Origin of the sequence: Streptomyces sp. NPDC005931, assembly GCF_042871235.1 — a bacterium.
Taxonomy (GTDB): Bacteria; Actinomycetota; Actinomycetes; order Streptomycetales; family Streptomycetaceae; genus Streptomyces.
Window position 1 is genome coordinate 562,303 of sequence record NZ_JBIAIG010000004.1, and the last position, 25,088, is coordinate 587,390.

At 70.6% G+C, this 25,088-nt stretch carries 22 protein-coding genes and 1 pseudogene; 14 read left to right on the forward strand and 9 right to left on the reverse strand.

Annotation, left to right across the window (positions count from 1 at the left end):
* The gene (locus ACFYOV_RS13650) at window positions 1–411 is read right to left on the reverse strand and encodes a DUF192 domain-containing protein (protein WP_389086746.1); all 411 of its coding nucleotides are present in this window, start codon (window positions 409–411) and stop codon (window positions 1–3) included.
* 181 nt (window positions 412–592) lie between these two features.
* Here ACFYOV_RS13650 and ACFYOV_RS13655 point away from each other — a divergent pair, with 181 nt between their 5' ends.
* The 7 genes and pseudogenes from ACFYOV_RS13655 to ACFYOV_RS13685 all read left to right on the forward strand — a co-directional run.
* Window positions 593–1,252: a hypothetical protein gene (locus ACFYOV_RS13655; protein ID WP_389086748.1), complete on the forward strand. Its 660-nt coding sequence runs from the start codon at window positions 593–595 to the stop codon at window positions 1,250–1,252.
* A complete protein-coding gene (locus ACFYOV_RS13660; protein ID WP_389086752.1) occupies window positions 1,240–2,280 on the forward strand; it encodes a hypothetical protein in 1,041 nt (346 codons plus the stop codon). Before ACFYOV_RS13655 ends, ACFYOV_RS13660 begins: the two co-directional genes overlap by 13 nt.
* A 248-nt stretch (window positions 2,281–2,528) precedes the next feature.
* A complete protein-coding gene (locus ACFYOV_RS13665) occupies window positions 2,529–2,771 on the forward strand; it encodes a hypothetical protein (RefSeq protein WP_389086754.1) in 243 nt (80 codons plus the stop codon).
* Window positions 2,768–4,123, forward strand: a complete 1,356-nt coding sequence (locus ACFYOV_RS13670) for a putative T7SS-secreted protein (protein ID WP_389086757.1) — start codon at window positions 2,768–2,770, stop codon at window positions 4,121–4,123. The genes ACFYOV_RS13665 and ACFYOV_RS13670 overlap by 4 nt, the downstream gene beginning before the upstream one ends.
* A gap of 22 nt (window positions 4,124–4,145) precedes the next feature.
* On the forward strand, window positions 4,146–4,859 hold the full coding sequence (locus ACFYOV_RS13675; RefSeq protein ID WP_389086759.1) for a hypothetical protein: 714 nt from the start codon (window positions 4,146–4,148) through the stop codon (window positions 4,857–4,859).
* On the forward strand, window positions 4,856–5,605 hold the full coding sequence (locus tag ACFYOV_RS13680; protein WP_389086762.1) for a hypothetical protein: 750 nt from the start codon (window positions 4,856–4,858) through the stop codon (window positions 5,603–5,605). Before ACFYOV_RS13675 ends, ACFYOV_RS13680 begins: the two co-directional genes overlap by 4 nt.
* Window positions 5,602–6,469 (forward strand): annotated as a pseudogene (locus ACFYOV_RS13685) (LLM class flavin-dependent oxidoreductase); the annotation flags it as partial. The gene ACFYOV_RS13680 and the pseudogene ACFYOV_RS13685, both read left to right, overlap by 4 nt.
* A gap of 93 nt (window positions 6,470–6,562) precedes the next feature.
* On the opposite strand, the gene ACFYOV_RS13690 reads toward ACFYOV_RS13685, so the two are convergent.
* Window positions 6,563–7,972 (reverse strand): winged helix DNA-binding domain-containing protein, encoded by a 1,410-nt coding sequence (locus tag ACFYOV_RS13690; protein ID WP_389086764.1) that lies wholly within the window; start codon window positions 7,970–7,972, stop codon window positions 6,563–6,565.
* Window positions 7,973–8,724: 752 nt separating this feature from the next.
* Between ACFYOV_RS13690 and ACFYOV_RS13695 the strand changes: the two genes are divergently transcribed.
* The 5 genes from ACFYOV_RS13695 to ACFYOV_RS13715 all read left to right on the forward strand — a co-directional run bounded on the left by ACFYOV_RS13695 (window position 8,725) and on the right by ACFYOV_RS13715 (window position 14,763).
* Complete coding sequence (locus ACFYOV_RS13695) at window positions 8,725–9,441, forward strand: hypothetical protein (protein ID WP_389086767.1); 717 nt, start codon at window positions 8,725–8,727, stop codon at window positions 9,439–9,441.
* A gap of 165 nt (window positions 9,442–9,606) precedes the next feature.
* Complete coding sequence (locus ACFYOV_RS13700) at window positions 9,607–10,380, forward strand: isoprenyl transferase (protein WP_389086769.1); 774 nt, start codon at window positions 9,607–9,609, stop codon at window positions 10,378–10,380.
* Window positions 10,381–10,796: 416 nt separating this feature from the next.
* Complete coding sequence (locus tag ACFYOV_RS13705) at window positions 10,797–12,122, forward strand: PhoH family protein (RefSeq protein WP_389086771.1); 1,326 nt, start codon at window positions 10,797–10,799, stop codon at window positions 12,120–12,122.
* 418 nt (window positions 12,123–12,540) lie between these two features.
* Window positions 12,541–13,239, forward strand: a complete 699-nt coding sequence (locus ACFYOV_RS13710) for a transglycosylase SLT domain-containing protein (protein ID WP_389086773.1) — start codon at window positions 12,541–12,543, stop codon at window positions 13,237–13,239.
* A 156-nt stretch (window positions 13,240–13,395) separates the two neighbouring features.
* Window positions 13,396–14,763, forward strand: a complete 1,368-nt coding sequence (locus ACFYOV_RS13715; RefSeq protein WP_389086775.1) for an AI-2E family transporter — start codon at window positions 13,396–13,398, stop codon at window positions 14,761–14,763.
* 81 nt (window positions 14,764–14,844) lie between these two features.
* On the opposite strand, the gene ACFYOV_RS13720 is transcribed toward ACFYOV_RS13715, so the two are convergent.
* Window positions 14,845–15,378: an alkyl hydroperoxide reductase gene (locus tag ACFYOV_RS13720; RefSeq protein ID WP_389086778.1), complete on the reverse strand. Its 534-nt coding sequence runs from the start codon at window positions 15,376–15,378 to the stop codon at window positions 14,845–14,847.
* A 6-nt stretch (window positions 15,379–15,384) separates the two neighbouring features.
* The gene (locus ACFYOV_RS13725; protein ID WP_389086780.1) at window positions 15,385–15,939 is read right to left on the reverse strand and encodes a peroxiredoxin; all 555 of its coding nucleotides are present in this window, start codon (window positions 15,937–15,939) and stop codon (window positions 15,385–15,387) included.
* A gap of 133 nt (window positions 15,940–16,072) precedes the next feature.
* Here ACFYOV_RS13725 and ACFYOV_RS13730 point away from each other — a divergent pair, with 133 nt between their 5' ends.
* Window positions 16,073–17,017 (forward strand): LysR substrate-binding domain-containing protein, encoded by a 945-nt coding sequence (locus tag ACFYOV_RS13730; protein WP_389086783.1) that lies wholly within the window; start codon window positions 16,073–16,075, stop codon window positions 17,015–17,017.
* A 595-nt stretch (window positions 17,018–17,612) separates the two neighbouring features.
* On the opposite strand, the gene ACFYOV_RS13735 is transcribed toward ACFYOV_RS13730, so the two are convergent.
* The 5 genes from ACFYOV_RS13735 to ACFYOV_RS13755 all read right to left on the reverse strand — a co-directional run bounded on the left by ACFYOV_RS13735 (window position 17,613) and on the right by ACFYOV_RS13755 (window position 22,463).
* On the reverse strand, window positions 17,613–19,946 hold the full coding sequence (locus ACFYOV_RS13735; protein WP_389086786.1) for an ABC transporter permease: 2,334 nt from the start codon (window positions 19,944–19,946) through the stop codon (window positions 17,613–17,615).
* On the reverse strand, window positions 19,943–20,635 hold the full coding sequence (locus tag ACFYOV_RS13740) for an ABC transporter ATP-binding protein (protein WP_389086788.1): 693 nt from the start codon (window positions 20,633–20,635) through the stop codon (window positions 19,943–19,945). The genes ACFYOV_RS13735 and ACFYOV_RS13740 overlap by 4 nt, the downstream gene beginning before the upstream one ends.
* Window positions 20,632–21,156 (reverse strand): PadR family transcriptional regulator, encoded by a 525-nt coding sequence (locus tag ACFYOV_RS13745; RefSeq protein WP_389086791.1) that lies wholly within the window; start codon window positions 21,154–21,156, stop codon window positions 20,632–20,634. Before ACFYOV_RS13745 ends, ACFYOV_RS13740 begins: the two co-directional genes overlap by 4 nt.
* Window positions 21,157–21,261: 105 nt before the next feature.
* Window positions 21,262–21,531, reverse strand: coding sequence for a hypothetical protein (locus ACFYOV_RS13750; protein WP_389086793.1), 270 nt, complete (start codon window positions 21,529–21,531; stop codon window positions 21,262–21,264).
* A complete protein-coding gene (locus ACFYOV_RS13755) occupies window positions 21,528–22,463 on the reverse strand; it encodes an SPFH domain-containing protein (RefSeq protein WP_389086796.1) in 936 nt (311 codons plus the stop codon). Before ACFYOV_RS13755 ends, ACFYOV_RS13750 begins: the two co-directional genes overlap by 4 nt.
* A gap of 271 nt (window positions 22,464–22,734) precedes the next feature.
* Between ACFYOV_RS13755 and ACFYOV_RS13760 the strand changes: the two genes are divergently transcribed.
* Window positions 22,735–25,020: a transglycosylase domain-containing protein gene (locus ACFYOV_RS13760; RefSeq protein WP_389086799.1), complete on the forward strand. Its 2,286-nt coding sequence runs from the start codon at window positions 22,735–22,737 to the stop codon at window positions 25,018–25,020.
* Window positions 25,021–25,088: the final 68 nt, after the last annotated feature.

Consider the following 25,088-nt stretch of genomic DNA (forward strand, 5'->3'; position numbering starts at 1 on the left):
TCACCGCTCCCCTTCCCCCGGCGCCCCTTCCCCCTGTCCTCCTCCACCCCACACCACGTCCACCCGCGCCCCCGCGGCCAGTCCCCACCCGGCCATCGCCCCGGCCTCGGCCTCCAGCACATGCCGAGCCCGCCAGCGCGGCAACCCCAGCCGCCCCGGCGGCATGGTCCGCACGGCCACGACCCGCATCCGCCGGTCCACGTAGGCCACGTCGATGGCCATCCGCATCCGGAACGTGTGCACACTGTTGGCGGGCGACAGCAGCAGCGCCCCGTCGAGCGAGGTCCGCCCCAACAACCCCTTGGTCCGCGCCCGGTAGGAAGAAGCGACCTCCAAAGGCACCCGGACCTCGCCGCCTCCTTCCCCCCTCCGCACAACCAACTCCCCACGCCCGTCGGGCCAACGCGCCACAGCAGCCCCCTCCACCCGTCCCCCGCCGGGGGATGTAACCGTTGCGAATCAACTGCCCGAACAGGCACGCCTCTTACCCCTGTCCGCGTCGCAACTTGACTATCGTCACGTTGGTGTTGCCACGCAACGCTGGATAGCTTGTGTTCGCTCAAGAGAAGCCTCGCCCCACCGGGAGCCGACCGTGAACCGCCGCCCGACCCTCCTCGCAGCGCTCGCCCTGACCGCCACCGCGGCCCTGACGCTGTCCGCGTGCGGCAGCAGCGACGACAGCTCCTCCGAGGACAGCGACAAGATCGCGGGAGCCGATACGGGTAACGAGTCCTCGCCTTCACCGAGCGAGTCGGCCCCGGCCACCAAGGGCCGCCCAAAGGTCAAGCTTCCGCCGGATCTCACATTGGTCTTCGAGGACTCCAAGACGGGGGATCCGGTCAAGAACGAGGTCCTGGCCGACAGTGCGGAACGGATGCGTGCTGTCAACGCTGCGATCACCGGTACCGACCCTAAGGGCGACGCACTCGCTTACTACAACACGGGCAAGGCACTGGAAGCCGCTCTGTCCTGGGTCGCCCAGTTCCGTGAGGCCGGAGCCACCTTGACAGGTGAGGCTCGCTACTACGACCACAAGGTCACGCTCAAGTCCGAGAAGTCCGCCGCTCTCACCTTCTGCGCAGACGAGAGCAAGGGCTTCAGCAAGGACAAGAAGACGAACAAGGTCGCGAAGACGCCCGTCACGGAGAACAGCTACGTCCTGTACAACACCAGGCTCGACAAGAACGCCGAAGGTGTCTGGCAAACGTCTCAAATCATCTCCACGAGGGGGGCCGCTCAGTGCCAGCCGTAGGGAGGATGTCGGTAGGGGCGGCTATTGTCGCAGCCGCCAGTGTGCTGGCCTCCGGCACAGCTGCCTGGGCCGATTTCGTGCCTGGAGGCAGCGGCACGGGATCCGAGACTCAGGTCGACGGTGGCCAGAAGGGGGGCGAGATTTCGGCTACGGCCGGTGTCGTCGTCTTCAATCGTTCTGGAAACGGCTCGGGTCAGGGAGCAGGCCCGGTGACTGCTGCCACGAACTGGAGTCCGCCCGCCTGTTACTACGCCCCCAAGTACACCCCTGAGCAGCTGCAGAAGTACCTGGAGCCCATTTGGGCAGCCGAGTCGACGGGGTATCAGTGGGACGCCGAGCAGCGGAAGAAGTACCTCGACCCGGAGGATTCCAAGAAGGACTTCAACAAGCACAAGACTGGCAAGGGGTACTGGTGGGACTCCTATGTCACACCCGGCCGGGAAGGCGACCCGGGCGCTCTCGAATGTGACAAGCCCGTGTTCTGGGTGGATGAAAACGACGACCCGCCGGCCGACATCCCGCAGGCGATCACCACCGAGGTCCTGGCCCAGCTTGCTTACGCCGAACTCCGAGTTCCACCGACACAAGTAGACCTTGCCCCTGAAGGCACCACGAAGGTGAACCTCCCCACGTGGGCGTGGCTGGACGGGGCGGAGTTCAACACGGTGTCGGTGACGGCATCTGTGCCACTTCTGGGCATCAAGGCGACCACCACGGCCGAACCAGTCTCCGTGCAGATCGAGCCCGGTACCGCGGACGCCGAGAGGTACCCAGGGTCCGGAGTGTGCGAACTCCGGAACGATCGCATCGGCGAGCCGTACGCCAGGGGCAAAGCAGACCGAATCCCTCCGTGCGGCGTGAAATACCTGCGCTCGTCGGGTGACGGTTCATACCAGCTCAAAGCCACGGTCACCTGGAAGATCCACTGGACCGGCACGGGGGTCGACGGCGAACAGCTTCTGCCTGATGGCACCTTCGGCGCGACCCAGGACGTGGTCGTCCAGGAAATCCAGGCCGTCAACCGCTGATCTGCGCACGGGCGCGCAGGCGCACGAGGACGGAGTGTCCAGCCGCTGCGCATCCCCGTAGGCGCTCACCTCGAAGAGGGGCTTCCTTTCGTACGCGCGACGAAAGGGAGCCTCTCTCGTTGCCCTCTCTGGGCGGATGGGCCAGGAGAGGGGACGCATGCATGGCAGCGCAGAGGTTGACCGTTGACGGGGACGAGCTCGGAAGGTTCATGAAGTCGTTGCGCAGGTCGTCGAGTTCGCTCGGCGGCGTGCGCAGGGCCTTGGCCGACGTGACGGTCACCGGCCTGGGCACCGATGACCTCGACTCTGCGTGCGAGGCGTTCCAGGAGGACTGGAAGTACGGTGCCGAGGAGATCGGCAAGCAGACCGAGGACCTCGCGGAAATCATCGGCAAGAGCAGGGACAGCTACCTCGAGGTCGACAAGGCCCTCGAGGAGGCGGTGCGGAAGGCCCGGGACGGCAAGGCCGGCGGCGCGGGTGGTGAGAAGTGAGCCTCGTTCCGGGAACCGACGGGACGGGCGCGGCCCTCGACCCCGAGTCCCGGGCGGACCTCGGCAAGCCTCAGGGGCTCAAGTCGGCACCGCCCATCGCGAACCCCGAGTACCCGCACCTGGGGTTCAATCCGGTTCCGGGCGACACGGAGACCGTGCGGGGGCTGCACAGGAAGCTGAGCGGCTGCGCGAAGGTCCTCCAGGACACGTACGACGTGGTCACCAAGCTGCTGGACGGCAGCCACTGGAAGGGCGACGCCGCAGTCGCCTTCCGGGAGCAGCTCCACGACGGGCCGTTGCCGCTGAACCTGAAGAACGCGGCGCATTCCCTTCGCAAGGCCGCCCGGCAACTGAGCCGGTGGGAGAGCGAGCTGGACGATCTCCAACGGCGTGCCAAACGGCTGGAGGACGACGCGAGGGAGGCGCGGACCGAGGTCGACCGGGCGAAGGGTCGGGCGGCGAGGGCGGGGGAGCACCCCGATCTGGAGAAGGGCGACGATCAGGATGCGGCACGGCGTGCGCTGACCCGGGCTGAGGGGGAGGTCGACGAGGCACAGGCCGAGCTGGAGAAAGTGATCGGCAAGGCGAAGCGACTGGCGGAGGAGCATGAGCGCGTGGCGCAGCGCCGTGCGGAAAAGATCCGCGAGGCTACGAAGAAGCTCGCCCCGCAGGAGCCCGGCTGGTTCGACGAGGCCCTCGACTGGCTGGGCGACAACCTGCCGGACGTCCTGAGCTTCACGGCGGGCCTCATCGCCGTCGCGGCCCTCCTTCTGGCGGGTCCGCTGGGGTGGAGTCTCGCGACTGTGGCGACACTGATGCTCACCAGCTCGACGATCAGCGTCACCGCGTTCGGCCTGCGGCTCTCCGACCCTGAGGTGCGAGCGTCTCTGTTGGACGGTTTCCGTCATGGTGAATTGGACGCGAATTTTTGGAGCAACGCGGTTTCCGTCGGTGCTGATTTCGTGGGATCGCTTCCGGGAGTGGGAGCCGTGGTCAAGGGCGGTTACGCGGGAGTCCGCGCCGCCCTGCGCAGTACGACGGCAGTCACCCTCAGCGACAGAGCGGTCCTGGTCCGGTCCAACACCATGGACGAGGCGAGGGCTGTGGCGGGCCTTGGGAACTCATTCGTGGCCCGAGCCGTGCGGGGAGCCAACAATCCGGATGCGGCTGCCAAGCTCGTGGAAGGGACCGCGGGCGTGGCCGGCGTCGGCACCGCTGGCTTCGGTCTCCACAACAAACTCGTGGATGCGGACGACGACGGAATCAAGGACGGCACCGTCGCAGGTATCGATGGCAGTCGTCTCGTCCTGGACACCGGCGTCATCTATGGCCTCGCCCGACATGCCTTCTGATGTGTCACGAGGGAAGGAAGCTGTGAAGAGCACCGACTACCCCACCGCTTGGGAACACCCACCCAGCCGCTGGGCATGGGTGAAGCACATGACCATGAACACCATTGGGCTGGTCGGCTGGGGTGGTGGCTGGGTGTTGTTGCTGGGTATTTCGACCGAAGCTCCGAACTGGTTCGTCTGGGTCTTCATGCCCTACTTCCTTTATGGCGCCTATCGAGTGACGGTTCAACTAATTTACTTTCCGTCAGCCCTCCATATGCTTCGAGTGCTGCGTGCATACCCATGGCAGGTGCTTCACGGCAGTCCGCGCGGAATTGATCAGCATCCCGATGCGGAGGATCGCGGAATCTGGATCATGTTTCCCGATCCTTCGGGCGGTTCGCAGACCGGTATTCCTCTGACCTTCGTCAAACACCACCGCTCGTACTGGTGGCTGCGCCGCATCGGTGGCCCTCGGACGAAGGTGGAGTTGAAGCGGCAGTTGGAGCCTCTGTGGTTCGCTGGTGATCCGCGCTTCCTCGGGGTGGTGGCCGTGCCTGCCGGGAACGGCAGGACGCCCAGACGGCTGCACTTCCTCTATCAGCCGTCCGCCCTAGATCCGCGCGCCCCACGCAGGCACTGGGACGGCCTGAACCCGGCCGACCTCGAACGCGCCCGTCGTGCGGGGGCTCGATTCGTCGTCGCTGTGCCTCCCGCCGTGACCGGCCGAAGTGGCAGGGAAGGGACCGAATCATGAGCGTTCCCGTGGTCGTCCTTGATCCTTCGCTCAGGGATCCGCACGCGGAGTTGTGGTTCGTGGAGCCTCCCGGCTTCGTCCCCCTGCCCTTGGATGCCCTGCTGCCCGAGCCCGGCTCAATGGCGGCGGACAGCCTGCGCACCGCAGCCGTGCCGTTTCTGAACGCCGCGCCGGACGAGGAGGCCCGCAGGCAGTTCATCACTGTGTTCGCCGCGGGCCAGCAACTCCTCGCCGCCCTCCGCGACGCCGGCACCGTCCACTGCTCCCTGGGCGTCCACCGTGACGACATCGGCGAGTTGGGCCCGGAGTGTGGCGCGGCGAACGTGTTGGTCTCCGTGTTCACCGTGTCGTGGCGGGACGTCGCCGTCGCCCCCAGGGGCGTCACCGCCGCCCGGGCCGTGACGGGCGGGGGTGGGCACTCGGGTGTCGAGTTCGCCGAGCTTCCGTGTGGGCCCGCCACGTTCAGTGAGACCACGGTCGCGCCCACGCCCGGCAGCGGTCTGCCGCAGCGACCGCTGCTGCAGGTGCACGCCCACCTGCCGCACCCGGACTGCAGACGCCTGGCCGTACTCAGCCTCACCACCACCGCCCCGGTCCGAAGGCAGGAGTACCGGGCGCTTCTGCGGCTGATCGCCGAGAGCGTCGGTTTCGAGGATCCGAGGCAGGAGGGGGAAGAAAGGAGAGAAGGGAGTGGCCGGAGAGACGTTTGCCCGGTCACCTCCCCGTGGGTGGGGACACCTCCATGACCACACTCGGCGCCGTCTTCCGACCGCAGCTCGCCCCCGAGCGACTTCGTTCCGTGGCCCGGCTCGCGGATGAAGCCGGGCTCGAGGAGTTGTGGCTGTGGGAGGACTGCTTCCGCGAGGGCGGGATCTCCAGTGCCGCCGCCGCACTCGCGTGGACGGAGCGGGTACGGGTCGGTGTCGGGCTGTTGCCGGTGCCACTGCGGAACGTTGCCATCACGGCCATGGAGACCGCCACCCTGCACCGCATGTTCCCCGGCCGCGCCCTCCTCGGCGTCGGACACGGCGTGCAGGAGTGGATGGGACAGTCGGGGCGCGGGCCGAGTCGCCGGTGACCTTGCTGGAGCATCTCGACGCGCTGCGTGCCCTGTTGCGCGGGGAGCGGCTCACGACCCGGGGGCGGTACGTCAGGCTCGACGACGTCGCCCTCGACTGGCCGCCGGCCGGAGGCGCCCGGGTGTTCGCCGGCGCCACCGGACCCCGCACCCTCCGCCTCACCGGTGAGGCCGCGGACGGGACGATCCTCACGGCCTCCACCTCGCCCGACGGGGTGCGGCACGCGTGTCGGCTCGTCGACGAGGGGCGGGCGGCGGCCGGGCGGGAGGCCGTGGAGCACACGGTGGTCGTCCATCTGCTCACGGCCACCGGTCCCGATGCCGACGCACGCCTGCGTGCCGAACTGGCCGCCGGGTGAGTGGGCTCCGTGCCGGGCCTCGGGGTGGCCGGGGACGCCGGCGCCGTCGCCAAGGCGGTGCGGGGCTCGCCGAGGCCGGGGCCGACTCCGTGACTCTCCAGCCCACGGGGGACGAGCCCGACCCGGAGGGATTCGTGTGGTTCGCGGCGGAGGAGGTACGGCCCCTGGTGCCGGTAGTCCGGCAGGCCGGCCCTCCCACAGCACACAGCACCCGTCATCCCCTCGACGCGCGCAAACGCGGCAGCCGGTGACGGTGGGGCGGCGGACTACGCGTGCGGGCCCACCGCGACCTCGCCGATCCTCCACTGCGTCCGCGCCTCCAGCACCTCCCCGACCCGCTCCGCCTGCTCGCCCACCTCCCGTTCCTGCCGCGCCGTCAGGCGTCCGAGCGGTTCCACCGTGATCGTCGTACGGCGGCCGGCGCGTCGCTGGTGCCAGACGCCCGCGACGACGCCGTCCACCAGCAGGACCGGGTGGTTGCCCGCCTGGCCGCCCGCCAGGGCGCGGTGGTACGCGGCACCGGGGAAGAGCAGTTCGCGGGGCTGGGCCGCGATGACGTAGGCGTCGAAGTAGGGCAGGAGGCGTACGCCACGGGGCGGGTCCGACGGGAAATCCGTGTCCCCGGCGACCACCCACCAGCCCCCGTCCCCGCTCCACCCGGACCCGCCGCCCCCGCTCTTCCCGACCCCGCCGCCCCCGGCCTCGACCCGAGCGTCGTCCCCGGCCTCGACCCGGGCCTCGGTCTCGGCCGTGGTCCCGGCCTCGAACGCGACCTCCTCGATCCATCCCCCGGCGGCCAGCTCCCGGAACACCCCTTCCGCCCACCCCACGGGCGCCGCCAGCCACTTCGCGAAGTGCCGCGGGGCCGCCGGGCCGTAGGCGTGCAGATAGCGGCGCACGAAGGTGCGCAGTGCCTCCTCCGGTACGGGTGGGGTGGTGCCGGTGACCGGCGGGCGGGTGTACGTGACCCGGCGGCCCCGGTTGGGGCCGAAAACCAGCGCGCCGGACCAGCCCGCCCGGTGCAGCACCTGGCGCCAGCGCGGCCACATCCCCTGGAACGCGGGCATCACCAGGTCACCGGCCCAGGGACCGGTACGGGCCACGACCTCCTCGTTCAGCTCCTCCATGGTCAGGCACACGCCCTCGAGCGCGTCCCCGATCGCCGCCACTACCTGCCGTTCCTGCTCACCGGTGAGCAGGACGTCGGGCGGGAAGGGACTGCGGCCCCGTGGCACCGCGCTGAGCGCGGCACACCACACGGGGAGGTCGCGCGCCGGGAGGAGATGGACGGTTCCCCGTGGGCCGTACGTCTTCACCAGGCCCGCCTTCGTCCGCGTCCTCGCCTCCGGCGTCCCCGCCTTCGTTGGCGCGGCCGCCTCCGACGACACACCCGCCGAGCCGTCCGTATCACCAGAGTCGGCCCCCGAGCCGCTCCCCGGCCCGTCCGCGCCCGAGCCCGGCCCCCACAGGGCCGCGCGTACGTCCGACCGCGTGGTCCCGGCCCAGCGCAGCCCCACCGACACCTCCGCCGCCGACATGACCTGGGCGTGGGCGCCGAGCATCGCGGCCACCACGTCGGCCGGCGCGGTGGCCCGCGGGGCCGGTGCGGACAAGAACTGCCGTTCCGCCCGCCGAGCGCTCGCCGCAAGCCACGCGATCTTCGGGATCGTCGTCATGGGTCCGACGGTAGAGAACGAGGAGGACAGGACCTGTCCTCTTCCGGGTTCGCTGCCCTGCAGGCTGCAGCCTGCAGCCTGCGTCTACCGCCTGCGCCTGCCGTCTGCCCCCTGCCGGTTGCCGGTTGCGTGCCCGCGTGCCCGCGTGCCACGACGGTCCGTCGTCCCGGTCCGTCGTCCGTCGTCGTCCCGGTCCGTCGTCCTTCTCCTGCGGCGACGGTGACAGCGTGTCGTCCTTCTCTTGCCGCCCGTGTCCCCTGGGGCTCCTGTGGTTCCAGAGTTTCCGCATCGTTATGGGCAGGGGCTCGCCTCCGGGGCAGGATCCGACGTAAGTTCGGACCAAGGTTATTCGCGTAAGCAAAGCTGCGCGGGCGGTACCGCGCAGTGGAGGGGGCTGCGCGGTGCCCGAACCCCTTTTCCGGTCAAGCGCGCGTTCCTTGACGTATCACCCGTCCAGGGGGCGGCCGGAAGGGTTGTCGTGATGTGGCCCCTCTGGGGTTACTGCTTCCGCAGGGCCCCCTCACCGCCTGTTTTTGCCCAGGAAAGCGCCTGATTCCAGCCATGCATGCGCCCTGAATCCTGCCTTCCCCGCGTCTCGGGGCGTTGTCGGCCGGTTCCGGAGAGTAGTTGTGGCACGCCGATGGACGCGTCATCCCTTACGAAGGGTTATGGTGGAAACCCCCCCTCGGGCCGGTCCGTCTCCCCCCCACGGACCGGCCCGTTTTCTTGTGGCTCTGGCTAGAGTCCGGGGTATGTCGAACGAGCATCCGACACCGCACCCCCACGAGCCCGGCCATCAGCCCGGCCATCAGCCCGGTCCGCACGCGGGTCCGTACCCGGGCCACCAGCCCCCTGCCCACCCGGGCCCCGGCCATCAGCCCGGCCCCTACGGTCAGCGGCCCCCCGCCGGGTACGGCCCCCCGCCCGGACCCGCCGGCCCCTTCGCCGCTCCCGCGGCTCCCGCCACTCCGGCCACCCCTTACGCCGCCCCCACCCCGCCGCCGCCCGGCGCGTACTCGCCGCATCCGCACCCCCACCCCCCGGCCCCCTCCCCCTACTACGGCTACGGCTACGGCCCCACCCCGCCCCTCGCCATGCCCGCCTCCGTCCGCGCCGCGCAGGTCGTCGTCTTCGTGATGGCGGGACTCGGGCTGCTGCTCACCCTCGTCGTCGGGGCCGCCGCCGGTGCCGAGGCCGCCGGGCGGTCCTTCGCGCCGTATCTGATGACCTGTGTCCTCTTCGTGCTGGCCTTCCTGTATCCCAGGGTGGGCAGCGGCGTGCGGGTCACCTCGATCGTGCTGGCGTCGGTGCAGATCCTGCTCGCGCTCGGCGCGACCGCGAACCGCACCCCGTTCGGCATCCTTCCCCTCGCCGGCGCCATCACCGTCGTCGTCCTGCTGAGTCAGGGCTCCGCCGGCGACTGGTTCCGCCGCGACAGCGCGAACGGGCTTCCGCCGCAGCATTCCTGAGGCGTCCCACCCGGGCCTTTGGGGACCCCGGCCCCCGCGGGGGTAGGCTTCGCCCCCGGGGACCGCCATACGGACAGGACCCGCTCGCGGCCGGGACGGGGCCGCATCCCGCGGACCGCGGCGGACGCCGCACTGTCCGATCCGCACGGAGGGGCTGACGATCACGTGAACCTGCGCGACAAGCTGCGCGGCCTGCTGGTCAGGCTGTACGCACGCCGGGTGGAAGGCCACCTGGACCACGCTCAGGTGCCCAAGCACATCGGCGTCATCATGGACGGCAACCGCCGCTGGGCGAAGGCCGCGGGTTCCAGCCCCGCGCAGGGTCACCGGGCCGGCGCCGACAAGATCGAGGAGTTCCTCGGCTGGTGCAGTGAGACGGACGTCGAGGTCGTCACCCTCTGGCTGCTGTCGACGGACAACTTCGACCGGCCGAAGGACGAACTCGTCCCCCTGCTCGGCATCATCGAGGACGTCGTGCGCACCCTCGCCGCCGACGGCCGCTGGCGGGTGCACCACGTCGGCACGCTCGACCTGCTGCCCCCCGGGATGCAGACCACCCTCAAGGAGGCCGAGGAGGCCACGGCCCACGTCGACGGGATACTGGTCAACGTCGCCATCGGCTACGGCGGCCGCCAGGAGATCGCCGACGCGGTGCGCTCCATGCTGCTCGACGCCCACGAGAAGGGCACCTCGATGCAGGAGCTCGCGGAGGCCGTCGACGTCGACATGATCGGACGTCACCTCTACACCGGTGCCCAGCCCGACCCGGACCTCGTCATCCGCACCAGCGGCGAACAGCGGCTGTCCGGATTCATGCTCTGGCAGACCGCCCACTCGGAGTACTACTTCTGCGAGGTCTTCTGGCCGGCCTTCCGCAAGGTCGACTTCCTGCGCGCACTGCGCGACTACGCCGCCCGCCACCGGCGTTACGGCGGCTGAGCAGCCGTAACGCCGACCTTCGCGGCGCCCGCCGGCCCGGAGCGGAAGGGGGCTCGGAGGCCCCGCGTACCCCATATGGAGCAGGAAGCGACACCGGGCGCCCGCCCGTCGTCGCACGGAGTTCACCGGCGCGCCGTCCTGTGCCGTGGCATGGCGGCGCTCTTTCGAGGGCATAAGCCAGACAGGTCGACACCCGAACCACGGGTGTCGGATCTCAGCGGACGGCCCGGGGCCGTCCGCCCGGGAGGCCCTTTGCACCAGCCCGACCGTGCGGTCACGGCACGGAAGACGCAGCGGAGGGCCGGTTCCCGGCCCCCTGTGCAGGGGGGCCGTCGACCGGCCGCGTTGTTCTCGCCCGCCCGGCCCAGCATCCACTCCGTCGCTCCCCGACCTCATCCGAGGGGGTACGTCCTTCCGTGGTGACCAGCGCAAAGCGCCACAAGCCAGACCGGCGCACCTATGTCCTCGACACCAGCGTTCTGCTGGCCGACCCGCACGCCCTGAGCCGCTTCGACGAGCACGAGGTCGTGCTTCCCGTCGTCGTGGTGACGGAACTGGAGGCCAAGCGGCACCATCCCGAACTCGGCTACTTCGCCCGGCAGGCCCTGCGCCTGCTCGACGACTACCGGGTGCGGCACGGCCGTCTCGACGCCCCCATCCCGATCGGGGACCTCGGCGGCACCGTGCGTGTCGAGCTCAACCACTCGGACCCCAGCGTGCTGCCCAGCGGCTACCGCCTGGGGGACAACGACTCCCGCATCCTCGCGGTCGCCCGCAACCTCCAGGCGGAGGGGTTCGACGTCACCGTCGTGTCGAAGGACCTCCCGCTCAGGATCAAGGCGTCCTCCGTGGGTCTCCTCGCCGAGGAGTACCGCGCGGAGCTCGCCATCACGGACGCCTCCGGCTGGACCGGAATGTCCGAACTGACCCTGCCCGGGGAGCAGGTGGACATCCTCTTCGAGGAGGGGCACGTGTACGTGCCCGAGGCCGCGGACCTGCCCGTGCACACGGGACTGACCATCCAGTCCGAGCGCGGCAAGGCGCTCGGCCGGGTCACGGCCGACGGCAACGTCCGGCTGGTGCGCGGCGACCGGGAGGCGTTCGGCATCAAGGGCCGCAGTGCCGAGCAGCGCATCGCGCTGGACCTGCTGCTCGATCCGGACGTCGGGATCGTGTCCATGGGCGGCCGAGCCGGCACCGGCAAGTCGGCGCTGGCGCTGTGCGCGGGCCTGGAGGCCGTACTGGAGCGCCGACAGCACCAGAAGGTCATGGTCTTCCGCCCGCTGTACGCGGTGGGCGGGCAGGAGCTCGGCTACCTGCCGGGCAGCGAGGCCGAGAAGATGAGCCCCTGGGCGCAGGCCGTCTTCGACACGCTGTCGGCGGTCACCAGCCGTGAGGTCATCGAGGAGGTCACCGCGCGCGGCATGCTCGAGGTCCTGCCGCTCACGCACATCCGGGGCCGCTCGCTGCACGACGCGTTCGTGATCGTGGACGAGGCACAGTCGCTGGAACGGAACGTACTGCTGACCGTTCTGTCCCGGATCGGGGCCAATTCGCGGGTCGTGCTCACCCACGATGTCGCCCAGCGGGACAATCTGAGGGTCGGTCGATATGACGGTGTCGTCGCCGTCGTCGAGAAACTGAAGGGGCATCCGCTCTTCGCGCACGTCACCCTGAACCGGTCCGAGAGGTCCCAGATCGCGGCCCTTGTGACCGAAATGCTCGAAGACGGTCAGGTCTGACCCACCCGCACCGAAACAAGGCGGTTACTTGGTAGTTGGCGCCGTCCGGGAAAGGCGTAGAGCCTAGCCGGGCGGCGCCTGCGCGCGTGCCGCTTTCCGGGAAACCCCTGGGGCGAACGAGGTGTGAGCTTTCACACGCAACGCAGAATTGCCTTGCGGCGTCGGATTACGGCAGAGTCTCACTCCTGTCAGGCCCCGCATACGACACAGCTGTACCCCCAGCGGTACGGCGACCCGAAAGCACCAGGCCAACTGCATAGCGTCGTCGTATGCCGCCCGAGCATCACGCGGCGCTCCCGTCGAGGGAGTTGCCCACCGGGCCCGCGCCTCCCGTGACCCGCAGTTGGGGAGGCCAGTGTCAGGGGCACGATTGCGTCCGCAAGGGTCACCGAAGCGGGCGATGCTGGAAGGAAACCGTGTGAGCCGGATCTCGGTCCGGGGATTCGCAGTGGCCTCGGCCACGGCGGTCACCGCTGTCGGAAGCGTCGTCGGCGTTGCCTCGGGCAGCACCGCGCAGAACAACGACGCCGAAGCGACGGCAAGCGGCACCACGCTGCTCGCGGACATCCCCGCGGGCCAGCAGGCCCAGGTGCAGACCGCGTCCCTGACGCAGCAGGCCGAAACGATGGCCATCGCGGCGGACGCGAGCGCCAAGAAGGACGCGGAGGAGGCCGCCCGCAAGGCAGCCGCCGAAACGGCCATCGCCAAGAAGGCGGCCGCCGAGAAGGCGGAGAAGGAAGCGAAGGAGCGCGCGGAGGCCAAGGCCGCCGCCGCCAGCCGGAGCAGCGTCCGGGAAGCCTCCGACTTCGCGGTCAAGTCCTCCTACTCCATCGCCGAGATCCAGGCGATGGCACGGCAGATGGTCCCTTCCGGCCAGTGGCAGTGCTTCAGCAACATCGTGGACCACGAGTCCAGCTGGAACTACAAGGCCGTCAACCCCTCCTCCGGGGCCTACGGTCTCTTCCAGGCACTGCCGGCCTCCAAGTACTCGTCCGTCGGGTCCGACTGGCAGACCAACCCGGCCACGCAGATCAAGTGGGGCCTGAACTACATGAACGAGCGCTACGGCAGCCCCTGCGAGGCGTGGACGTTCTGGCAGGCCAACCGCTGGTACTAGGAACACCGGAGCGCCGGTGGCCCACCGGGCCGCCCCCTCCCGCTCGACCTCGGCGCAGCCCCGCACCGTCCTACGGTGCGGGGCTTTCGCCATGTACGGTCTGAGCGACGACTCCAGGGGGGAGTGGTGGGGAGATACGGGGGAAGAGGACGGATCATGTCGCGAGTGCCAGGGTGGCTCGGCCGGGTCGGGACCCGGCTGACCGAGGTGAGCAGACGGCTGGACGAGCGCCGTGCCGAGGTGGAGCGGGAGAACCGGGAGGGCGAGCCGTCCGACGGACGGGCCGCACCCGCCGACCTCGTGTTCCCGCCGCCCGATGACGCCGCGGTCGTCCCGCCCCGGCCCGACCCGGCGCAGGCCGTGCCGTGGGGGGTGCGGGTGGCGGCCGAGGCCGGCTGGCGGCTGCTGGTGCTCGCGGGCACGGTCTGGGTCCTCATGCGGGTCATCAGCGCGGTCCAGTTGGTGGTCCTGGCATTCGTCTCCGCGCTGCTGATCACGGCGCTGCTCCAGCCGACGGTGGCGCGGCTGCGGCGGATCGGCGTGCCGCGGGGCCCGGCCACGGCGCTGACGGCGCTGTTCGGCTTCGTCGTCATCGGTCTCATCGGCTGGTTCGTGACCTGGCAGGTCATGGAGAACATCGACAACCTCTCCGACCAGATCCAGGACGGCATCGACGAGTTGCGCAAGTGGCTGCTCAACAGCCCCTTCCACGTCACCGACAAGCAGATCAACGAGATCGCCAAGAACCTGCGCGAGGCGGTCGGCGCGAACACCGAGCAGATCACCTCCGCGGGCCTGGAGGGCGTGACGGTCGTCGTCGAGGCGCTCACCGGGATCCTGCTGGCCGTGTTCTCGACCCTGTTCCTGCTCTACGACGGCAAGCGCATCTGGGAGTGGTCGCTGAGGCTCGTCCCGGCCGCGGCCCGTCCGGGTGTCGCCGGTGCGGGCCCCGCCGCGTGGCGCACGCTGACGGCGTACGTGCGCGGCACGGTGATCGTGGCCCTGATCGACGCGATCTTCATCGGCCTGGGCATCTACTTCCTGGACGTGCCGATGGCGGTTCCGCTCGCCGTGTTCATCTTCCTGTTCTCGTTCATCCCGCTCGTCGGCGCGGTGGTGTCGGGGGCCCTGGCGGTGGTCGTCGCGCTGGTCACCCAGGGCGTGTTCACGGGCGTCATGACGCTGGCGGTGGTGCTGGCGGTGCAGCAGATCGAGGGCCACATCCTCCAGCCGTTCATCCTGGGCCGCGCGGTCCGGGTGCACCCGCTCGCCGTCGTCCTGGCGGTCGCCACGGGCGGCATGGTGGCCGGCATCGGGGGTGCGGTGGTCGCCGTACCGCTGGTCGCGGTCACCAACACGGTCGCGGGCTATCTGCGCGCCTACTCCCAGGAGGCGTCGGTACGCACCGCCCCGAAGCCCCGGGGAGCCACGGCGGTGTCCTCCGCCCCGGCACCGGCCCCCGCGGTGCCCGAGGCGGCACCGCCGCCACCGGACGCGGGACCCGAGCAGACCCCGAAGACGTAGGGCGGCGAGCGGTCGCCGGACACGACACCGGGCCCGTCCACCTCGTGGGTGGACGGGCCCGGGGCTTCGCGGGGCGCGGAGTCACTCCGCGAGGGCAGCCTCCGCGTCGAGCGTCGCGGCGACCGCCTGGATCACCGAGGCGATCTTGAACGCCTCCTGCACGACCTCTCGCTCCACGCCGGCCTTGCGCAGCACCTGCTCGTGGGAGTCGAGGCACAGGCCGCAGCCGTTGATCGCCGAGACCGCGAAGGACCAGAACTCGAAGTCGACCTTGTCGACGCCCGGGTTGCCGATGACGTTCATCCGCAGACCGGCGCGCAGATTGCCGTACTCGTGGTCCGACAACAGGTGGCGCGTGCGGTAGAAGACGTTGTTCATCGCCATCACCGCGGCCGCGGCCTTCGCCGCCGTGTACGCCTCCGGTGACAGGTTCGCCTTCGCCTCCGGCTCCAGCTCGCGCAGCACGATGGCCGAGCGCGAGGCGATGGCCGTCGACAGGACCGTGCCCCACAGCTGCTGGGCCGGCAGGTCGGAGTTGCCGATGACCGAACCGAGGTTCAGCTTCAAGTCCTTGGCGTAGTCCGGTATGCGGGACTTCAGGGAGTCGAGCGACATGTCAGGTCACTCCCCGGCCAGCAGCGCGACCGGGTCCAGGGTCTCGTCGCCCTTGGTCCAGTTGCACGGGCAGAGTTCGTCGGTCTGGAGGGCGTCCAGGACCCGCAGGACCTCCTTGGGGTTACGGCCCACGGAGCCGGCGGTCACCATCGTGAACTGGATCTCGTTGTTCTGGTCGACGATGAACACCGCGCGCTTGGCGAAGCCGTCCTCGCCCTCGATGCCGAGGGCACGCATCAGCTCGTGCTTGGAGTCGGCCAGCATCGGGAACGGCAGGTCGCGCAGGTCGTCGTGGTCCTTGCGCCAGGCGTGGTGGACGAACTCGGAGTCACCGGAGAAGCCGAGGACCTGGGCGTCGCGGTCGGCGAACTCGTCGTTCAGCTTGCCGAAGGCCGCGATCTCGGTCGGGCACACGAAGGTGAAGTCCTTGGGCCACGCGAAAACGATCTTCCACTTGCCCTCGTAGGTCTTGTGGTTGATCGTCTCGAACTCCTTGCCCTTCTCCAGCGAGACGCAGGCGGTCAGTTCGAACTCGGGGAACTTGTCACCGACAGTGAGCACGCGCTCTCCTTGCAGCGAAGAAACACCCATTGTGTGGGGGTTACCCATGGGTTGGACGTTCTTGATGTTGGCACAGGGCCCATTGATTAGTGAAATAGCTACACTTGGTCATGTTGATCGGAGGTAGCTATTAGTGACTGTGGGTAACAGGCGCAGGCAGCCCAGCCTGGCGCAGCTGCGGGCGTTCGCCGCCGTGGCCGAGCATCTGCACTTCCGGGACGCCGCCGCGGCGATCGGGATGAGCCAGCCCGCGCTGTCGGGGGCCGTGTCGGCGCTGGAGGAGACACTCGGAGTGACCCTCCTGGAGCGTACGACGCGCAAGGTGCTGCTCTCGCCCGCCGGTGAGCGGCTCTCCGTCCGGGCCAAGGCGGTACTGGAGGAGGTCGGCACGCTGATGGAGGAGGCGGACGCGCTGCGGGCACCGTTCACCGGGGTGCTGCGCCTAGGGGTGATCCCGACGGTCGCGCCGTACCTCCTGCCGACGGTGCTGCGGCTGGTCCACGAGCGCTATCCGCACCTCGACCTCCAGGTGCACGAGGAGCAGACCGCCAACCTGCTGGACGGCCTGGCCGGCGGTCGCCTCGACCTGCTGCTGCTCGCGGTGCCGCTCGGCGTCCCCGGGGTGGTCGAACTCCCCCTGTTCGACGAGGACTTCGTGCTCGTCACGCCGCTGGACCACTGGCTCGGCGGTCGGGAGGGGATCCCTCGCGAGGCGCTGCGCGAGCTGAACCTGCTGCTGCTGGACGAGGGGCACTGCCTGCGCGACCAGGCGCTCGACATCTGCCGCGAGGCCGGCCGCGCGGACGTCCCGGCCACCACCACGGCGGCGGGACTGTCCACGCTGGTCCAGCTGGTGGCGGGCGGTCTCGGGGTGACCCTGCTGCCGCGCACCGCCGTCGACGTCGAGACCACCCGTTCCAGACGGCTCCTCACCGGCTGCTTCGCCGACCCGGCCCCCAGCCGCCGCATCGCCCTCGCCATGCGCACGGGCACGGCCCGCGCGGCGGAGTACGAGGAACTGGCCGCGGCCCTCCGGGAGGCGATGCGGGACCTGCCGGTCCGCGTGGTGGAGGGCTGAGGACCGTCCCCCGGGTACCGGGGTGCGGCTGAGGACCGTCCCCGGGCACCGGGGTGGCTTTCCGGTGCTGGTCCGCGTCCCGCGGGCGGGTGGCGGTCCGCCCCGGTGCCCGGCTCGCGGCGGAGGCGGTGCGCCGCTGTGCCGTTCGTCGCCGTCGGGTGAGGGCGGGCCTTTGTCGCTCCGCGGACCGGGGCCGAGGCCGGAGCAGGGACCGGGGGCGTGCCGTGCCGGTGGCCCGGCGTGTCGTCTCCCGCGGGGAGGCTTCCCGCCGGGCGACTCGGGTGAGTCAGCCCGCCGTTGTTCACCGGGTCGGCGGTTCCCGCGCGGGGACCGCTGCTGGTCCCGGCGCGCGGCTTCCCGGGCGGCAGGTCTCCGGGCGGGGGCCCTGCCTTTCCGCGCCGGCGGGTTTCCCTGCCCCGGGTTTCCGGGCCGGAGGGTTTCCCTGCCCCGGGTTTCCGGGCCGGAGGGTTTCCCTGCCCCGGGTTTCCGGGCCGGCGGGTTTCCCCGCCCCGGGTTTCCGGGCCGGCGGGTTTCCCCGCCCCGGGATTGCGTGCCGGCGGGCTTGCCGCGCCGCGGGCCCGCCTCCCGCGTCCCGCTACTCCGTGCGCAATCCGTCCGGGCGCATCATGCGCAGCAGCGGAGGCAGGCTCAGCAGGGTCACCACCAGGACGACCGCCGCGCCGATGCCGGTCATCTGGAGGACGCTCGGCCAGTCCACCCGTACCGGGGTCGAGGTCATCCGCAGGAGCACCCCGCCCAGGGTCATGCCGACCACCGAGGCCAGCAGCAGGCCCAGGCCGATCGGGATCGCCGTCTGCCACAGGACCGACAGGCTCAGCGTGCGCCGCCGGGTGCCGAAGGCGACCAGGGCCGACAGCAGCTTGCGGCGTTCGCGCAACTGCTCCAGCTGGGAGACCAGCAGACTCGCGCCGATCAGCGCCAGGACACAGGAGGCGCCGACGAGCAGACCGGTGCGGATGGAGTCGAAGCGGTCGGAGCGCTCGGTGGCGTACCAGGTCGTGGGACGGGCCGTCTGGTCGAGGGCGGCGGCCGTGTTGCGCAGGTACTCGCGGGCGTCCGGCACCGAGTTGTCCACCGCCAGGTACAGCTGACCGTTGATCGCCCTCGCGATGTCCGGCGGCACCGCCCCCGGCGTCATCAGGAAGCCGCCGCGCTTGTATCCGGTGGGGTCCGGAACCGAGGTGGCCCGCTTCAGTCCCTCGGGGACGGTCCACACGACGTCCTCCCGCTTGCCGGAGTCGGAGGACAGCTCGAGGTACAGCTTCCGGCCGGGCCTGTCCAGCACCGCCGTGTCGGTGTCGTACTCGCCGCCGGAGAGCGAGAAGGCGTCACCGTCCCGGCAGGACGGCAGCTTCGCCACCTCCCGCAGGGTCGCGCAGTCGGCCACGGTCAGCGCGGCGGTGCGCCCCGGGCCCTTCGACCAGGGCAGGTCGCCGAAGTAGCCCTCGGACAGCGCGTGGACCTTCCGTACCCCCCGGGTGTCCTCGAACCTGCCGACGGCCGCCGCGAGTCCGACGCCCTCCGGCAGTTGGACCTGCATCTGCGCCCGTGACACGTCGTAACCGGTCTCCTCGGTGTAGTCGCCCTCGACGCCGACGAACAGCATCTGGAGCGCGATCGCCCCGGCCACCGCCACCGCGATGCCGTTGACCATGCGCGCCGCCGCGCCGCTACTCAACTGGAGCCTCCGTACCGCCAGTTGCCAGGACACGCTGCCGGAGCCGAGCCGGGCGACGACCGTCTCCACGATCCACGGCAGCAGCGCGGTCACCCCGACCAGCAGCAGCATCACGCCGCCGACGACGAGGTACTGGTTGAAGTCCCCGGCGTCGCGGCCCTGGCCGAGCATCGGGACGAGCAGCGCCACCCCGGCCAGCGGCAGCAGCAGCCGCCACCACAGCCGGCGCCGCGACGGCCGCGCCGTACGCACCACACCCAGCGGTTCGATGACGACCCCGCGCAGCGCGAGCAGCGTCACCAGCACCGCGGCCGCCGGAACCGCCACCGCGACCAGCAGGGCGAGCAGCGGCGAGGGGTTCAGATAGCTCGGGAAGACACTGACGCCGAACACCTCGAAGGATGCGGCCACTTGTCGCCCGATCAGGAAGAACACCGTGCCGAGCACCAGCCCGAGCAGCGCCCCGGCCAGCGCCTCGCCCGCGGCGATGCGCCGGGTCGCGGCTCCGTCGGAGCCCACCAGCCGCAGCGCCGCCAGCCTGCGGTCGCGCCGCTCGCCGCCGAATCGCACGGCCGCGGCGATGAACACGGCGACCGGCATCAGCAGCACCACGAACACGACCAGCACCAGCAGCACGAGCACCGGATCGGTCGGCTCGGGCCTCGTCTCGGGCGGGCCGAACGAGTCGATGCGCGCCACCGACGAGCCGTCGATCCGTTCCGCGAGGTTCCTTCCTCCCGCGTAGTAGGCGAGTTCCTGTGAGCCGATGAGTCCCTGCTCGCCGATCTCGCCGACGATGTCGTACGGCAGCCGTTCGCGCAGCAGCTCGCCCTCGTCGGACTCCAGCAGGTCCCGCAGCGCGGGGGAGACCACCATGTCCCCCACGGCCGGGTACTCCTTCAGGCCCGGCGGCAGCGGGGCGTGCGGTCCGTCCGGTTCGGTCACCCGGCCGCGGACGCCCCGGTCCCGGAACTCGGTGTCGATGTCCGCGATGACCAGGGTGTCGTCGGCCTTCGGGACCGACTGGCCGTAGGTGTAGTCGAGGCGGGCCTCCTCGCGCCGGTGCCGTTCCGCCAGCGCGTTCGGCAGGGCGGTGGTCAGCAGCAGCAGCGCCACCCCGAGCCCCACCCCCACGGCGGTGAGCAGCGCGCGGACCCACCCCTCGCGCCCGCCGGCCAAGGCGAACCGGGTGCCCATGGCCAGATCCCGGCCCCACTGCCGTAGGTTCATACGACCCGCTCCATGTCCCGGGACCGTCCGTCGCGCACGACGATCTCGCGGTCGGAGTAGGCCGCCACCCGTGCTTCGTGGGTGACCAGGACGACGGCCGCGTTGCTCGACCGGGCCGCGTCGGTGAGCAGCTCCATCACGCGCTCGCCGTTGAGCGAGTCGAGCGCGCCGGTCGGCTCGTCGGCGAAGAGCACCCGGGGGTTCGTGACCAGGGCCCGGGCGACCGCGACCCGCTGCCCCTGGCCGCCGGAGACCTCACCGGGCCGCTTCTTGCGGACGTCGTCCACCTCCAGCCGCTCCAGCCAGGTCAGCGCGGCCCGTTCCGCCTCCTTGCGGGGCGTGCCGTTCAGCCGCAGCGGCAGGGCGACGTTCTCCACACAGGTGAGTTCGGGCACCAACTGGCCGAACTGGAACACGAACCCGAAGTCCGAGCGTCGCAGGGCGCTGCGCTCGGCGTCGTTCATCGCGGTCAGCTCGCGCCCGTCGTACCTGATCGAGCCGGAGTCGGGCGTGACGATGCCGGCGAGGCAGTGCAACAGGGTCGACTTGCCCGAGCCGGAGGGGCCCATCACGGCGACGACCTCGCCCGGGTGGATGGAGAAGGCGGCGCCGTCCAGCGCCGTGGTCGGACCGTACGCCTTGCGCAGGTCCTCGGCCGCGAGCAGCGAGCCGGCGGGTATCGCGCTCATCGGGTCACCGCCTCACGGAGCTTGTCGAGGCGTGCGGCGGTCAGTTCCAGCCAGCGCAGGTCGGCCTCGAGGTGGAACAGGGCGTGGTCGCAGATCAGCTGGTCGGCGAGATCGCCCTTGCGCTTGCGGTCGGTGAGGATCCGCATGCTGCGCAGGTGCTCGGAGCGCTGCGTGTCGAGGATGTCGGCGGCGTCGCGGCGGGTGAGCAGCGCCAGGACGACCTTGGTGTACAGCGTCGACTGGAGGTACGGCTCCGGCTTCTCCGGCGTGGCGAGCCAGCGCTCGACGTCGGTGATGCCGGCCTCGGTGATCGCGTACCGCTTGCGCTCGGGGCCGCCGCCGGCCTCGATGCCGTCGACCTCGACCAGCCCGTTCTTCAGCAGGCGGGACATCGTCGAGTAGACCTGGCCGTAATGCAGCGGCCGGTCGTGACCGAACTTCTCGTCGAAGGCCCGCTTCAGGTCGTAACCATGACGCGGACCCGACTCCAGGAGCCCCAGAAGGGTGTGACCGATGGACATGCCGAGGACTCTACACACGGTGTATACGCCCCATGTATACGCCGAGTGTGCAGTTCGTGGCGGGGCGTGCGGCCGCCCAGGTGGCGGGCGATTGTCACGGTTCCGTCACGGCGGTCCCGGCGTGTCGCCGGGCGGCTGCGCCGGCGGCCGGCCGCGGCGGGGCAGCGGGCCCGCGCCACCGGGCAGGCGGCCCGACTCGGCCAGGGCCCGGCGCAGGAGGAACTCGATCTGGGCGTTGGCCGAGCGCAGCTCGTCGTTGGCCCAGCGGGCCAGGGCCTCGTACACCAGCGGGTCGAGCCGCAGCAGCACCTGCTTGCGCTGCTGCGGCCGGCGCCGGGGGGCGGTGCCCTCCGGGGGGTCCGAGGGGGCCGTCACTGGTAGAGGGTCCCGGTGTTGAGGACCGGCTGCGCGGAACGGTCCCCGCACAGCACCACCATCAGATTCGACACCATCGCCGCCTTGCGCTCGGAGTCCAGTTCCACGATGTCCTGCTCGGCGATCCGGGTCAGCGCCGTCTCGACCATCCCCACGGCGCCCTCCACGATGAGCTGCCGCGCCGCCACGACCGCCCCGGCCTGCTGCCGCTGGAGCATCGCCGAGGCGATCTCCGGAGCGTACGCGAGGTGGGTGAAGCGGGACTCGATGATCTGCACACCGGCCGCCTCCACGCGCGCGTGCAGCTCGAGGGCGAGCTTCTCGGTGATCTCCTCCGCGTTGCCACGCAGCGACAGGCCGTCCTCGTCGTGGGCGTCGTAGGGGTACTCGATGGCGATGTGGCGCACGGCCGCCTCGGTCTGGGTGGAGACGAACTCGACGTAGTCGTCCACCTCGAAGGTCGCCTGCGCGGTGTCCTCCACCCGCCACACCACGACCGCGGCGAGCTCGATCGGGTTGCCGTAGGCGTCGTTGACCTTCAGCACGGCGGTCTCGTGGTTGCGCACCCGGGTCGAGATCTTGGTGCGCGAGGTGAAGGGGTTGACCCACCGCAGGCCGTCCTGGCGGATCGTGCCCCGGTAGCGGCCGAAGAGCTGCACCACCCGGGCCTCGCCCGGAGCCACCATGTTCAGCCCGCACATCGCCAGGAAGGAGGCGAGCGCGACCAGGATGCCGCCGATGATCAGCACGGCCTTGACGCCGGTGGCGGCGACCGCCGTGGCGGCGGCGATCGTCCCGGCGCCCAGTAGCAGTCCGGTCAGTCCCAGCAGCAGGGCCAGGCCGCCGCCGATGCTGCGCGCCGCGAACTCCCGCACGCGCGGGGCCGGCATCTCCGGCACGTCGGCCGTGACCTGCGAGTCGTGTGTGGACATGGAGGGTCCCCCGTCTTCTCCGGACGCCTTCCGCGCGGGACGCGTGGCTAGCGCCTGTCTAGCTAAGTGATATCACTTTACCCCGCGGCGGCAACCTCGCACACCTCCCGGACGTCGGTTTCGGTGGGGCGGGTGCTGATTGTCACGTCCGTAAAGACCGGATCGGCGGCCCTTTGTCATAGCTCCCGGTGTTAGCTTTCGGAGCCGACCGGAGCGGCGAACCGGTGTGGCTGCCGAGCACACCTGAGCGAAGCGGAGCGGAAGCGGACCCATGGGACGAGCGGAAGAAAGACGCGCACGAGAGCGCGGCGGGCGCCGAACCGCGCCCCGCGGCCGCCGTTCGTCGCGCGCCGCCGGCCGCAGCGGCATACGCGGCCTCTTCACCTGGAAGAAGATCCTCGGCACCTTCCTCGGACTCTGCCTCCTCGGCATGGGTGCCTTCATCGTGCTGTACATGGTGATCGACATCCCCGAGGGGAACGCCGACGCCAAACGGCAGAGCAACGTCTACAAGTACAGCGACGGCACGATCATGGCCCGCGACGGCGAGGTCAACCGCGAGGTCGTCGACCTGGCGAAGATCTCCAAGCCGGTCCGGCTGGCCTTCGTCGCCGCCGAGAACAAGACCTTCTACAAGGACGCCGGCGTCGACCTCAAGGGCACCGCGCGCGGCCTGTTCAAAACCCTCTCCGGCAAGGGCGCGCAGGGCGGATCGACGATCACCCAGCAGTACGTCAAGAACTACTACCTGACGCAGGAACAGACCGTCACGCGCAAGCTGAAGGAACTGGTCATCTCGCTGAAGCTGGACCGGGAGAAGTCCAAGGACGACATCCTCGCCGGCTACATCAACACCAGTTACTACGGCCGCAACGCCTACGGCATCCAGGCCGCCGCCCGCGCCTACTACCGCGTGGACGCCGAGGACCTCACCGTCGAGCAGGGCGCCTACCTCGCCGCGCTGCTCCAGGCGCCCAGCCAGTACGACTGGGCGGTCGCCTCGGACCAGGGCAAGCGGCTGGTCGAGCAGCGCTGGAACTACGTCCTGGACAACATGGTCGAGGAGGGCTGGCTCGACGCGTCCGAGCGGGCCGGGATGACGTTCCCCGAGCCGGAGGAACCGCGCGGCGACCCCGGCCTGAAGGGGCAGGCCGGCTACATCGTCACGGCGGCCAACGACGCCCTGAAGCAGCAACTCGTCGCCGACGGCACCGCCGAGGACGACAAGCAGGCCGACGCCCTGGTTGACGCCGGTGGCTGGACCGTCACGCTCACCATCGACAGGAAGAAGCAGGCGGCCCTGGAGAAGGCCGTCCGCACCCGGCTCACCGACGAGTTGGACCCGAAGGAACGCGAGGTCGACGCGGACGTCCAGGCCGGTGCCGTGTCGGTGGACCCGAAGACGGGCTCGGTCGTGGCGATGTACGGCGGCGTCGACTACCTCAAGCACTACTACAACAACGCCACCCGCACCGACTACCAGCCCGCCTCCACCTTCAAGCCGGTGATCCTGGCCGCCGCCCTCGAGGAGGCGGCCAGGACCCAGGCCGGCAGGCCCATCACGGCCCGCACCCTCTACGACGGCACCAGCGAACGTCCGGTCGTGGCGAACGGCCGGAAGGTCGGCTTCGCCCCGGAGAACGAGGACGACCGCAACTACGGCGACATCACCGTCCAGACGGCGATGAACAAGTCCGTCAACTCCGTCTTCGCGCAGATGGGCGTCGACGTCGGCATGCCGAAGGTGATGGAGACCGCGGGCCGGCTCGGCATGGCCGTCGAGGACCTCGAGGCCGTGCCCGCCCAGACCCTCGGCTCCATGGGGGCGAGCCCCCTGCAGATGGCCGGCGTCTACGCCACCCTCGCCAACCACGGCAAGAAGACCAGCCCGACCGTCATCGAGTCGGCGGAGCACATGAGCCGCTCGGTCACCATGCCCGAGGCGATCGGCGACGAGGTCATCGGCCGCGAGACCGCCGACACCGTGACCTCGGTGCTCACCGGCGTGGTCGACGACGGCACCGCCCGCGAGGCCGTCCGGAACAACCCGCTGCGCGGCGGGCAGCAGGTCGCCGGCAAGACCGGCACCTCCGACGACAACAAGTCGGCCTGGTTCACCGGCTTCACGCCCGACCTGGTCACCTCCGTCGGCCTGTTCGGCGAGGACGACGAGCCCCCGCACAAGCAGGTCGCGATGTACGGCGCGGCCGGCAAGCCCCGCGTCGACGGTGGCGGCTTCCCGGCGAAGATCTGGGCCGCGTACACCTTCGGCGTGCTGGACGGGACCAGCAGGTTCGACCTGGAGACCGACCAGGGCGCGGCCGTCGAGCCGAGCCGGCCCCCGAAGCCGTCGGCGACCCCGTCCCGGACGCCGACCCGGGAGCCCACGACCCCGCCGCCCACCACCGCGCCACCGACCGCGAGCCCGTCCCGGACGCCCACCACCGAGCCGCCCACCACCGGGACCCCGACGACCGAGCCGCCGGCGGACACCACCCCCTCGGACCCGCCGACCTTCGGCATCCCGGAGGACTCCGCCGAACCGGTGGAGCCGTAGCACGAGGACTCCGCCGAACCGGTGGAGCCGTAGCACGGTGTGAGGGGCGCCCGGTGTGCATCACCGGG